Raw genomic sequence first — 13,073 nt, forward strand, 5'->3', positions numbered from 1 at the left:
ATGTATCCGCATACTAATCCTTCATCACCGTTCAGTTATTGTAGATTTTAAACAATCATACACTATAAAACTAAATTGTCAAGCATTTATCAGATTTCAGAATCTATTTATCCGGCTGTTCTTTGTTCCTTATCCATGTAAAGATAGCAACTCTTCCCCTCAGATTTTTAGCTGTTAAGGATCTATTTATATTGAAATATAGACTTCCATGGAATTCGGAGTGTGGATTATAGATCGCTTGGCGCTTTGGGGATGCCTCTCGCCATGAGCCTGGATTAATGTGTTGAGCATATATAGTTATTCAGCTTTATAATGCAATTCTTCAACAGTGAATTTATCCATCACTTCCAGATTTGGTTCGTACCCGATGCCATAAGCTTTCGGGACCGTAATATAGCCATCTATTGCAACCACTTCAGGCGTAATAACGTCCTCTTCCCAGTAACGGGATGAACCAGCTGTATCCCCCGGGAGAATGAAGTTTGGAAGTGTCGTAAGCGCTATATTATGCGCACGTCCAATTCCTGATTCCAGCATGCCACCACACCAAACAGGAATATTTTTCTCCATGCAATAATCATGAATTTTCTTAGCTTCTGTCAAACCGCCAACGCGCCCTATTTTAATGTTGATGATTTGCGTACTACCTAGTTCGATAGCTTTCCGTGTATCTTCAAGCGAATGAATGCTTTCGTCCAAACAGACAGGCGTTTTCAATTGTTTTTGTAATTTGGCATGGTCAATAATATCATCGGAAGCAAGGGGTTGTTCAATCATCATCAAGTTGAATTCGTCCAGCTGTTTTAGAAGTTCAATATCGTCCAATGTGTAAGCCGAGTTTGCATCTGCCATTAATGGCACGTCAGGGAAACTCTTGCGCAACTCACGAATCACATCAATATCATAGCCAGGTTTGATTTTGACTTTAATCCGCTTGTACCCTTCTTCTATAAAACCGCCGACCGTTTCAACCAAGTCAGCAACGTTGTCGTGAATACCGATACTGATACCTACTTCAATTTTGTCGAGCTCTCCGCCTAATGCATGTGCTAATGTCATTTTGTTTCGTTTCGCATAAAGATCCCAAACTGCACCTTCCAAAGTAGATTTTGCCATGTTATTTTTACGGATTGCTGCAAACAATTCACTCACTTCGTCCGGATGTTCCATTTTCTTGCCAAGCACAAGCGGAATAAGGAAATCCCGAATCATATGCAGATTTGTTTCAAGTGTTTCTTCGCTGTACCAGGGCGAGTGGAATGCGACCGACTCTCCCCATCCTGTATTTCCAAGTTCATCTTTCACTTCAAGCAATAAAAAGTTTTTATCTTGAAACGTTCCAAAACTTGTTGTGAACGGATGTTTCATTCTCATTTTCATTTTGCGTATATTAATTTCTTTAATAATCATTTATAATCTCCTCCATTTGTCGTAGGTAGTGGGATTGTTTCTCTTTTTACGACTTGGTAATAGTGAACGCCTTCTGTGGATTTGTTGACACCTATTAAAGCGTATCCAGAAGCGAATAACTGTTGAAAAATCATTCTGATTTTCATTCGCCAATCAAGTGCCAGTTCAGGTTCGTTTTTTTTGATTAACTGATAACGCTCTGGAACAGGGATTTCGATACCTTCACTGTTTGCTGGGATATCTTTTTCATCAAATAACAGAGTCGGGTTTCCTTTTGCTGACTGCCCGACTGTAAACGGTCGATCGTAGCTTGAAATTTGTGGGTTCCACTTTCCTACGACGCGCTCGCTCGAAATCCACCACTCAATTTTAAAACGGTCGGTTGGTATACCTTTATTGAGTCCATCATCCATTTCTCCATACCAATTTTCCAAATAAGTACTGCAAATACCATATAGTTTTGTTGTATTCAGGTAGGCGTTACGACTCTCAAGCGGGTCAAATGTCCACGTGATTAAGTCGTATCCCATCTTAACAGCTAATTTTAGTTGTTCATCTTTTAACTGCTTTCCGATACCCATCAGCTGATAGTCTGGATGAATTCCGAGCATATGTGAACAGAGATACGTTTTTCCATTTGCAAATCCCGGGAAGCTGTATGAAAATCCTACGATTTCATTCCCCGAAAAAGCCCCAATGACTGACCCTCCGTTTTTTGCGGCAGTAAATGTTTGGTGAACAGGAATTGCATATGCACCCCAAACTAATTGTTCTAGAGGTTGCACAAGCCTTATATCTTCAATTGTAGTCAGTTCCCGGATAACAACGGTCATTTTGGGTTCCTTCTTTCTAATTCTTCAAACGAATGGATAACCGTTCGAACGAGAATTTCTATTCCAGTGAGTATACTATCATGATTAAAGGTCATGTCTGGATGATGGAGACCCGGTGATAAGTCACAGCCAAGACCTAGCATTGTTGCTTTAACGTTTGGACGTTTTAACGTGTAGTAGTGGAAATCTTCTCCCCCAGGTGTAACAATGGGTGCCGCGAGATAGTCTTCGCCGACTGTTTCCGTAATTGCTTTAGCCATCATATCGACCGCATTTTCATCCACTTCTGCAGCCGCTATTTCAGCGATAACTTCAAAATTGATAGTAACACCGGAAAGCTCTGCAACCGAGTGAATCGCTTTCTTTACTTGTTCCATCAGTTTGTCCATGACTGGGTTCGATTGTGCTCGTAAATCCAAGCTGAACACTGCATTTCCTGGAATGATATTCGCCGACTCTCCGCCTGCCTGGAACATTGTCATTTTAGCCGAATGTGGAACCATGGGATCGACATGGATAGCATGTATTGATTGCACGAGTAACGCCATCACTTCAATGGCATTTTGCCCAAGATGCGGTCTAGCCCCATGTGCATCCGTTCCGATGATAGATCCTTTGATCATTTTTGCAGAACCATGAATAATAGCCGGCGCCGAGTAGCCATGACCGATTTCTTGAATAGGGCGAAGATGGACACCGTATAAATAATCGACATCATCTACAACGCCTCTTTCCACGAATGCTAAAGCCCCTGTCCCCTTTTCCTCAGCCGGTTGAAAAACCCCTTTTAGTCGACCTGTTTTCGGATATCCTAGCTTTTTCAAAACTAGCATCGCACCGACTGCTATCGACATATGCGCGTCGTGTCCGCATGAATGATTCGCCTGATAAATGCCATTCACTTCTTGCCATAAAGCATCAATATCCGTGCGAAGCCCTACACAATACTCCCCTGACCCTTCAGTAACGACGAGTCCCGTTGAATCCTCGAACGTCTCCACCTGAAAGCCCTCTTTTTCAAGCAGTTGCTGTAAATACTTTGTCGTCTCTACTTCCTTCCAACTGATTTCAGGATGTGTATGTAAATGTTGGAACACGTCTACAATGATTGGTTCTACTTCAAGTAATGCGTTTTTCACTTTCTATCCGCTCCCTCTATAAATAAAAAATCACTTGTTAGCGCTTATTGGTCTTCTGCCTAATTTCAAAACTATCCTTTTCTTTTACGGATAATCCCGCAACAATCGCATTCACGAATGAAAACAAAGTCGCTGTTGCGTCAAGTGTCGATTTATTTGGTGAATAAATCGGGAAAAGTTATTGACTGATTGGTTATTTACTATTTTCACATACATGCTTACGGAGTTCAATGTGTTTTCCGACTCTTTCGATATTATGATTTGTTTCATTCTACTATTCTTGGGTCTCACCCATGAATCGTCTCATTTCTCCAGCAATCGAAAAAAAGACACCCAAATACATAAGGTGTCTCTTCGTTATTCATTATGCTCTTTCCAACATCCTGTCCAGTGCATTAATAGCATACAGTGACGTTTCAGCATCGACTTCAATCACGTTTACTTCTTCTCCATTGACAATGCTCTCCAAACTCCACAGCAGATGCGGGAGATCGATACGATTCATTGTCAAACATGGACACATTTGTGGATTGAGCGAAATGATGGGCTTATCTGGATGATTGCGGATTAGTCGATTGACTAGATTCATTTCTGTCCCAATCGCCCATTTACTTCCCGGGGACGCGTTTTCGATTGCGTCGATAATATACTTTGTTGAACCATTATCATCTGCAAGAGCGACAATTTCACGTGAACATTCCGGATGGACAATAATTTTTATAGCAGGATCATTTGCACGGACATCCTCGATATTTTTGACTGTGAAGTTTTCATGGACGGAACAATGCCCTTTCCATAAAATCACTTTAACGTCTTCAAAATCTCCATCATACTCGAGTTTGTCATGAATGGGATCCCATACAGCCATCTGCTCAAGTGAAACCCCGATATCAAAGGCTGTGTTCCTACCCAAATGCTGATCTGGTAAAAACAAAATGCGCTCCTTTTGTGTAAACGCCCATTTCACCATTTTATGTGCGTTGGATGACGTTACCGTTGCACCACCATTTTTACCAACGAAAGCTTTAATAGCTGCTGTCGAGTTGACATATGTCAATGGTACAATTGATTCTCCAAACATCTTTTCTAGCGCTGTCCACGCACGGTCTGTCTGAAATATATCGGCCATATCAGCCATTGAACAACCTGCTCGCATGTCGGGTAAGTATACTTTCTGATGTTCACTTGTTAAAATATCGGCCGTTTCTGCCATGAAATGGACACCGCAAAATACGATATGCTCCGCTTTTGTATTGTCAGCGCAAAGCTGTGCAAGTTGAAGTGAATCACCGGATATATCAGCAAACTGAATGACTTCATCTTTTTGGTAATGGTGTCCTGGGATAAGTAGTTTATCGCCAAGATGCTGTTTAATTTCAACAATACGCGTTTCCATTTGTTCACGTGTCATTTCTCGGTAAGTTTCTGGTAATGTACCGCTCTTTTCTTTTTCAAAGTATTGTAATATAGACAAATCGATTCCCCCTTAATGAGTTTCTATTAGGACATTTGCGCTAATATCTAACGCTTTAACTGAGTGTGTTAAATAGCCTAATGAAATATAGTCCACTCCAGATTCTGCATAAGTACGGATTGTTTCATTCGTAATCATGCCAGATGCTTCTGTAATGATTGATCCTGGAACTGATTTCTTCCATTCTTTTATCATTTCAGGAGAACAATTATCAAACATAATAATATCAACTTTTGCTTCCACGGCTTCTTGCAATTGCTCGAATGACTCAATTTCAACTTCGATTTTCACGGTATGGCCGATTGCCGCCCTTACTGTTTTAACTGCTTTTGAGATGGACCCAGCGAATGCTAGATGATTATCTTTCAACATAACAGCATCATAAAGCCCATTACGGTGATTGAATCCACCACCGATGCGGATTGCGTACTTATCAAGCATGCGTAAACCAGGTACAGTTTTACGTGTATCGACTACCTTTGTACCTGTCCCGCTAATTTTTTGCACTACCCTGTTTGTCTCAGTAGCAATAGCGCTCATCCGCTGAATCAAGTTCAAAATAACTCTCTCACTTTTTAACAAACTACCAATTCTTCCCGCAGCAGTCGCAATAACAGTCCCCCGCTCAATCGGATCTCCATCTTCCACATGACAAACGACTGAAAGAGTGTCATCTACAACCTGTAATCCATATTCAATGACATCATTGCCACAAAAGATGCCATCCATTTTTGCGATAAATGACAATTCACCCCTCAATGATTTTGGGAATAGATAATCACTGGAGAGATCGCCGTCACCGATGTCTTCTATGTAAAACTGTTCAAGCATGGATTTCAACTTGATGATATTCATGTTGTCGCTCCCTCATTTCAATTCCATTTTTCGATTGGACAATATGGAGCTTAGCCCATCGTTCATCCTCTTGCGGATAATCTTCTCGGTTATGTGCGCCTCTGCTCTCTTCCCGTTGCAATGCGCCAGTTGTAATCAATTTCGCAATTTGCATCATAAATAGCCGCTGGATTTGTTCAGTGCTCCACCCATCAACTTGTAAGTTAGCTAAATTCGGCTGCTCAAAGCTATCCAGCCAATTAGCTAACTGCTGAAGTTCCACTTTTGTTCTAACAATGCCTGCTTTAGCCATCATTTCCTCACGCAGTTCATCTTTTTCTGGCAAGGGTATATAAATTGAAGATTGCATGGCGGTCGCCTCCATGTAGATCGGTTGTTGCCAGTTCTTATCTGGCATTTCATTCAAATGCTTGGCCAATTTAACTCCATAATGAAGCGCTTCTAACAAAGAGTTGCTAGCGAGACGATTCGCACCGTGAACACCAGTACAAGCTGTTTCTCCTATGGCATACAATCCTTCAATTGACGTTTTCCCGACCGAATCCACGACAATTCCTCCCATGAGGAAATGACAACCTGGTGCGATAGGCAGTTTCCCTCTAGCCAAAGAAATCCCGTTTTCCTGACACATTCCTGTGATTGTAGGGAATTTCTCTTTGAATTGAGAAATCATTCGGATGTCCAGATAGACATCTTGACCTGCAACTTGCCGCTGATATATTTCCTTCGCTACTAAATGCCGCGGTGCAAGATCTTCCTGAGGATGCTTTCCTTTCATTATCAAAGTCCCGTTTGCATTTATGAGTTTTGCCCCTTCCCCACGAACCGCTTCCGATATCAATCCTTCTGTTTTTCCGTTGATATACAGCAGCGTCGGATGAAATTGAATGAATTCCATATCCTTTACTTCTGCCCCCGCACGATAGGCAACTGCAAGTCCATCCCCAGTGACAGATGAATCATTCGAAGTATATGAATATAATCCACCTATTCCGCCTGTTGCCAGTACGATGTGATCAGCGTAATACGTTTCATTATGTCCAAACTGGTCTTTCGCTTTAACACCAATACATGACTTTGTTAGAGGATGAACAATTAATTCATAAACGAAACGGTTTTCCACTATTTCAACATTGCTTCCGAGTGAGCTGATTAAATAGTCCACTACATGTTTACCAGTCGCATCTCCTCCGCAATGAACAATCCGATTTATGCTATGTGCGCCTTCTAATCCAAGTTCCAATTGTCCAGACGAATCCGTATCGAACTGAAGTCCTTTTCTCATCAAAGCCTGAATAAGTGAAGGTCCATTTTTGACAAGTTCTTGTACTTCATCACTGTTTTGGAATTGACAGCCGGCTGCGATTGTATCTTGATAATGCGAAGCTGATGTATCTTCACTACTTAGCGCTGCGGCAATGCCGCCTTGAGCACGATAAGAATTGCTCGAGCGTTTCATAGATTTAGTGATGATTAGTACTCGCGCATCGCCAGTCAATTCATTTGCCAACTGTAATGCGGATATTCCACTTCCGACAATAATGCAACTGTATGAGTTCACCTTTATCCTCCTTAAACCACTAGTGTCTTGACACCTATCTTTACACATTTTGCAAACTATGACAAGATGAATTTATTAGTTAACTTGGAGGAATCTATTATGCATTATTTCGATTACGCGGCTACTACACCGTTACACCCAGATGCAGCATACGTTTACTTGAAACTTTCACAGGAGTGTTATGGAAATACAAGTAGCTTGCATGAGGTTGGTGGTGAAGCGCAAAACATGCTGGCACTATGCCGCAAAGAATTCGCTGAATTGTTAGGGGTGAATGCGGCCGGAATCTATTTCACTTCAGGTGGTACGGAAAGTAATGTCCTTTCAATCATCTCTCTTGCTAAGGCAAATCGGCATCAAGGTAGTCATATCATTACATCAGCAGGCGAGCATCCATCTGTAGATTCCGCACTGGAATATTTGAAAGCGGACGGATTCACGGTAACAGTTGTTCCTTTTGATGAAAACGGTCGTGTTGATCTTGATTTATTCGAAAAAGCGCTTCAAAATGATACGATATTGGTCAGCATCCAGCATATCAACCCTGAACTAGGTACAATTCAACCTCTTGAACAGATTGCCCAATTAATTTCCGGACGCACTGCCCTGCTCCATAGTGACTGCGTTCAGTCATTTGGTAAGATGGATATTACACCAATCGCGAAAATTGTTGACAGCTTAACTGTTTCTAGTCATAAAGTATATGGTCCAAAAGGTGTCGGTGCAGTTTACATCAATCCGCGGCACCGAATTATTCCTGTCTTTCCAGGGTTTGTTCACGAATCGGGATTCAGGGGCGGAACCGTTAATGTACCGGGAATAGCTGCATTTGTTACTTCCGCCAAAATTTGCTCAAAAAATGCCTATGAAGTTGAAAAACACGCCCATTTCCGAGCTCTTTTGCTGGATGAAATAAAAAAATATCCAGAGCTATTTACAATCTACGAATCAAAAGATATGACTTTTCAACTCCCTCAAATTATTGGATTGGGTGTAAAAAATTTAGAAGGACAACTTATGATGTTGGAGCTAAATCGGCTCGGTTTTGCGATATCAACTGGAAGCGCATGCCAAATAGGTCAACAGCAATCATCAAAAGCAATGATGGCCTTAAGAATTGATGCACAAACAGCAAAAGGATTTATCCGAATTTCATTTGGGGCCAGCACAACCGACGAAACAGTATCCTCTTTAACTAGCTCACTTCTCAGAGTTATGGAACAATTCTAGCGAGAGTGATTCAGACTTACAATATGTTAAAATGGCATTGCGAGGAGGTTTTATGATGAAAGATAATGAAAAAGTATTAGGAGAAGAACGTCGGCAGCAAATCATTGATACATTGAGGTCAGCTGCTAAACCCATTACAGGGAGAACACTTGGAGAAATGACTAATGTCAGTAGACAAGTAATCGTCGGAGATATAACTTTGTTAAAAGCAAAAAATGAACCTATTGTTGCTACAAGTCGAGGATATATTTATATACAGGCTCAGGAAAACCTTGGGAGAATCGAAAAAACGATAGTCTGCAAGCATACTTCTGATCAAACGATGGAAGAACTTAATATTCTTGTCGATAATGGCATAACTGTGAAAGACGTCAAAATTGAGCATCCCGTCTATGGTGATTTGAGTGCTTCTATCATGGTTTCAAATCGGAATGAAGTGATAGAGTTCATCAATCGTATAAGAGAGTCTGAAGCCAATTACTTATCCAAGTTATCTGAAGATGGGATTCACTTACACACAATCGTTGCGGACAATGAAGACCAAATCAAAAATGCCGAAGAAGCATTACGAAAAGCGGATATCCTCGTCGATTGACGGAATGTAATATCGAAGAAAATTTCATATACTTAAAACCTCTATACAACAAGGTTTATCGAACCCACATCATCTTTCACAAGACGGTGTATTTTCGTTTTTTCTATTCTAGATAAATGTACCGAGCAGCCTTGAAAGGTGTTCATCACTCTATTAGAATTTCTGTTAAATTGTATTGTTGATAGGTATCCTTATGAAACCTATTAACATGCATAAGGGGCACGGGATTGCCCTTGCCCTCAACCCTATCCATTACTATTTACCTTGTGTCTCAAACCTTTTAGCTATTCAGCTCCTGTACTTTTTCTAGTTCCTCACGAATATTTCTCATTTTATTATCCCAACATTTTTGACTTAAATCTACGGGATACTGTTCTGGATTCAAGGTGCGCTTATATTCATCCCACAGGAGGTATAAATTGTTTTTGGCGTACGCTTGAATTTCCTGTATAGATGGAGATGCATACACAAGCTCTCCCTCTACAAAAATGTCTTGGTGTAATTCGATCGCTTCAAAGTTTGTCACAAACTTTGAGATAAACGTATGAGTCGGGTGAAACATTTTTAATTTTTCTTCCACTTGCGGATTCTCATCCATCATAGCAATGTAATCACCCTCGGCACGATTATTCATCAAGTTCACAATACGATACACTTTCTTCAATCCTGGAGTTGTTACTTTCTCAGGATTTCCAGATATTTTTATTGTGTCAACCATATTACCATTTTCATCCTCAATCGCCACCAATTTATAAACAGCACCGAGAGCAGGTTGGTCAAATGCGGTAATCACTTTTGTTCCGACACCCCACATATCAATTTTCGCTCCTTGTGCCTTCAAGTTCATAATGGTTTTTTCATCTAAGTCGTTTGAAGCAACGATTTTTGTTTTACTGAATCCTGCTTTGTCTAACATTTTTCTAGCTTCCTTTGATAAATAAGCCAAATCACCGCTATCTAATCGAATCGCATTAAAATTAATGCTGTCTCCCAGTTCTTGCGCAACTTGAATCGCTATCGGAACGCCAGACCGCAATGTATCAAAGGTATCCACTAAAAACGTACACTCTTTATGGCGACGAGCGTATTTATGAAATGCTTTGTATTCATCTTTATACGCCTGAACCATTGAATGTGCGTGTGTTCCAGATACAGGGATGCCAAACATCTTACCGGCTCTTACATTACTCGTTGCAGAAAACCCAGCAATATAAGCCGCTCTTGTTCCCCACACCGCCGCATCTAATTCATGTGCACGTCTTGTTCCAAATTCCATTACAGTTTGTTCTCCTACCACCTGTTTGATACGTGCTGCTTTTGTCGCAATGAGTGTTTGGTAATTTACAATATTTAAGAGAGCTGTCTCTATCAACTGAGCCTCTGCCAAACTTGCTTCGACTTGTAGAATCGGCTCATTCGCGAAAACCAATTCTCCCTCTTTCATTGCTCGAATCGTTCCATTAAAGCGCACCGATTGCAAATAGGTCAGGAAGTCTTCTGCATAACCCAATTCTTCACGTAAATAAGCAATATCACTATCGGTGAAACGGTATTCTTTAATGAATTCAATGATTCGTTCCAATCCTGCAAAAATACCGTAACCCGTTTCAAAAGGCAACTTGCGAAAATAGAGTTCAAACACCGCCCGTTTGTTATGCATGCCATCTTCCCAATACGTTTCCGTCATGTTAATTTGATACAGATCCGTGTGTAGTGCTAACCCATCATCTGAGTACTTTTTAGTCATTGAATTCTCCTCCTCTATATGGGTTCATTGATTACTTCTAAATCGCACCGTCTCTTTAACAGTGCTACTTCTTTTATTGTCCAAACAGCAGTGTTTTGTTCGTTTTCACAACTTAAATTCGGTTGATTTCACAATATGAATGCCATAATTCTTTTGAAGTTCTTTAAATGCATGCTCTGTTGATACTTCGAATCCAGGGATGGGACTCATGCAGTCATCTAACAAATAAATCTTTGATGGCAATTCATGCTTGTCTCCGTAGTACTCAACTATCTGCCGAACGGATTCCAATACACAGTGAGATTTTGCTTCCCCAGCGATAACAATTTTATCGTAAGCGAGTAGGGATTGAAGAAACGCATAATTTGTTCCGTCTGTTTTGGCATACTCCGGCTGAATGATTCCATACATTTCGCTTAATGAGTCTTGCCCTTTCACAATTTTTTGTATGCTGGACTGCCGTATCACAGAATGAAAGTGAACCATATTCGAAAACTGACCTTCTAAGGCGGCGCCATGGGTCCCTTCAATGCAATGATAAGACCATATCAACAATTGTTTTTTCCCTAAACGCTCTAAATGAATAATGTACGCCAAGCTTTCTTGTTGTTTTTCTACAGCCATCCACTTTCCTTTTTCAACATCTTCTGTTGTGATGACTGTAAATGGAACAGGATGATTTCCCTCTGCATCTACCCACCAACTCGGATGGAATATTTGATGCATTTGATGTGTATCTAACGACAAGGCAATCGTCGTCACCTTATCTAGGTTTTGATAAAGGAACTTAGTTACACGTTCAACATCCTTATGGGAATTTGGGACACCTAGTTCTCCGTTTTCCATAAAGTCATTTTGAATATCAATCCCTATGAACAATACTCTTTCAACATCTTCTCTTGAAGGTGCCATTTTCTCCGCATTCGCAAGGACCATTAATTCATTTAATCCCTTCGTATTCTCACTTCCAACCCTTGAAACATCAACGATTTCCTCAAATTTAGTTTTCATCATTTTCAACACACTCCTTTAGTTTTAATCTAAATTAACAATTACACATTTGTTAATTGTTATACTGAAAAATAAAAAACTAGAGATTTTGGACACCTTACTGCCTGCAACAGTAGGCATCCATATTTTATTGATTCACAAGTTCAGGTACATACCCCATTCACAAATTTAGCGCCAAATCGAAGGGATAATGTCTACATCTACAAATCGGTATAATTTTGTTGGTCGTTTGGTAGTGCTCGTTGGTTCTGCTGTTTTAGGTACATGATTTTTATCTAACGCAGCTACGATAAAAGGCAGACTTGGTGCTTTTCTAAAGAACCCAGGCTTACTATTCACAACAGGGTCATTAATAATCGCAAGCAACACTTGGCGTAAATCTTCCAACTTGAATTCCTCTGTTAAAAAGTTTTTAACCACCGTTGTTTGAAACACATCTTTTCGAACGGCTTCCAAAGCATCTTTAATCACTTGGTAATGATCAAAAGCCAAATCTAACGTAAAGACTTCATCTATCGTAAATAATTGAACATCTTCAGCATCATCAGAAGCTTCCATATTTTCAACGTTTTCTTCAGGAACAATTGCGTAATGTGCATTAGATATTATCCATCCGCGTTTATCTCTACCTAATTTGTCATACACACCATAGTGTTCGATGTGAATACCATCTACACCTGTTTCTTCTTTCAGTTCCCGCTTAGCCGCTTCGTATGCTGTTTCTTCTGGATGGATAAACCCTCCTGGTAAAGCCCATTTTCCGCCTTCGATGTTAGGTTCACCTTCAGCATCGAACTCTGCCCGTTTAATCAACATCAAAGCTAATGAGTGAATAGAAGTCGAATCACTTCCAACAGTCGATTCCTCATTTCGGAGTAATGTAAATATCGCAATATCACTTGTATACCCATCCGGCGTTCTGTACTGACTCGAATCATAATGTTGTAGTGCTTCTTCTTCTGTTTTAAATTTTGACATCCAATTTCATCTCCTTTGCTTATAAACCAACTGTCGATTAGACTTCATTTTTTCCTTAGAGACGCCCATTGCTGTTTAACAGATAACTATCTATTTATCAATTCTTAAAATCAAAAACTTTCATTTCAATTAACAATTAACAAATCGTTAATTTAATTATATATCAGCTAAATAAAAATAGCAAGAAATCTTTCCTGTATATATTTTGCTCTTAATGACTATCAGTTTCAAATATTAAAA

Annotated in this window: 11 protein-coding genes; 2 read left to right on the top strand and 9 right to left on the bottom strand. The window is 40.2% G+C overall.

All coding sequences use genetic code 11. From position 1 onward, the window contains the following. Positions 1 to 297 precede the first annotated feature (297 nt). The 6 genes from menC to nadB all read right to left on the bottom strand — a co-directional run bounded on the left by menC (position 298) and on the right by nadB (position 7,272). Positions 298 to 1,410: an o-succinylbenzoate synthase gene (gene menC, locus AC1TO6_RS06140; RefSeq protein ID WP_482100730.1), complete on the bottom strand. Its 1,113-nt coding sequence runs from the start codon at positions 1,408 to 1,410 to the stop codon at positions 298 to 300. Further along, a complete protein-coding gene (locus AC1TO6_RS06145) occupies positions 1,407 to 2,243 on the bottom strand; it encodes a GNAT family N-acetyltransferase (protein WP_482100731.1) in 837 nt (278 codons plus the stop codon). Before AC1TO6_RS06145 ends, menC begins: the two co-directional genes overlap by 4 nt. Beyond that, positions 2,240 to 3,382, bottom strand: a complete 1,143-nt coding sequence (locus tag AC1TO6_RS06150) for a M20 peptidase aminoacylase family protein (protein WP_482100732.1) — start codon at positions 3,380 to 3,382, stop codon at positions 2,240 to 2,242. Before AC1TO6_RS06150 ends, AC1TO6_RS06145 begins: the two co-directional genes overlap by 4 nt. 364 nt (positions 3,383 to 3,746) lie before the next feature. Beyond that, positions 3,747 to 4,856: a quinolinate synthase NadA gene (nadA, locus tag AC1TO6_RS06155; RefSeq protein WP_482100733.1), complete on the bottom strand. Its 1,110-nt coding sequence runs from the start codon at positions 4,854 to 4,856 to the stop codon at positions 3,747 to 3,749. 12 nt (positions 4,857 to 4,868) lie between these two features. Then, on the bottom strand, positions 4,869 to 5,711 hold the full coding sequence (gene nadC, locus AC1TO6_RS06160) for a carboxylating nicotinate-nucleotide diphosphorylase (RefSeq protein ID WP_482100734.1): 843 nt from the start codon (positions 5,709 to 5,711) through the stop codon (positions 4,869 to 4,871). Next, positions 5,680 to 7,272, bottom strand: coding sequence for an L-aspartate oxidase (gene nadB, locus AC1TO6_RS06165; protein ID WP_482100735.1), 1,593 nt, complete (start codon positions 7,270 to 7,272; stop codon positions 5,680 to 5,682). The genes nadC and nadB overlap by 32 nt, the downstream gene beginning before the upstream one ends. 99 nt (positions 7,273 to 7,371) lie before the next feature. On the opposite strand from nadB, the gene AC1TO6_RS06170 reads away from it, so the two are divergent. Together AC1TO6_RS06170 and AC1TO6_RS06175 are read left to right on the top strand one after the other, a co-directional pair. Next, on the top strand, positions 7,372 to 8,502 hold the full coding sequence (locus AC1TO6_RS06170) for an IscS subfamily cysteine desulfurase (RefSeq protein WP_482100736.1): 1,131 nt from the start codon (positions 7,372 to 7,374) through the stop codon (positions 8,500 to 8,502). A 55-nt stretch (positions 8,503 to 8,557) separates the two neighbouring features. Continuing rightward, complete coding sequence (locus tag AC1TO6_RS06175; protein ID WP_482100737.1) at positions 8,558 to 9,097, top strand: 3H domain-containing protein; 540 nt, start codon at positions 8,558 to 8,560, stop codon at positions 9,095 to 9,097. Positions 9,098 to 9,377: 280 nt separating this feature from the next. Here AC1TO6_RS06175 and AC1TO6_RS06180 read toward each other — a convergent pair whose 3' ends face one another. From AC1TO6_RS06180 to AC1TO6_RS06190, 3 genes are all read right to left on the bottom strand, one after another. Continuing rightward, positions 9,378 to 10,844 (bottom strand): nicotinate phosphoribosyltransferase, encoded by a 1,467-nt coding sequence (locus AC1TO6_RS06180; RefSeq protein ID WP_482100738.1) that lies wholly within the window; start codon positions 10,842 to 10,844, stop codon positions 9,378 to 9,380. 105 nt (positions 10,845 to 10,949) lie between these two features. Further along, positions 10,950 to 11,858: a cysteine hydrolase family protein gene (locus tag AC1TO6_RS06185; protein WP_482100739.1), complete on the bottom strand. Its 909-nt coding sequence runs from the start codon at positions 11,856 to 11,858 to the stop codon at positions 10,950 to 10,952. Between the two features lie 165 nt (positions 11,859 to 12,023). Continuing rightward, on the bottom strand, positions 12,024 to 12,833 hold the full coding sequence (locus AC1TO6_RS06190) for an NUDIX domain-containing protein (RefSeq protein WP_482100740.1): 810 nt from the start codon (positions 12,831 to 12,833) through the stop codon (positions 12,024 to 12,026). Positions 12,834 to 13,073: the final 240 nt, after the last annotated feature.

It is taken from the genome of Sporosarcina sp. Y352, assembly GCF_056786535.1.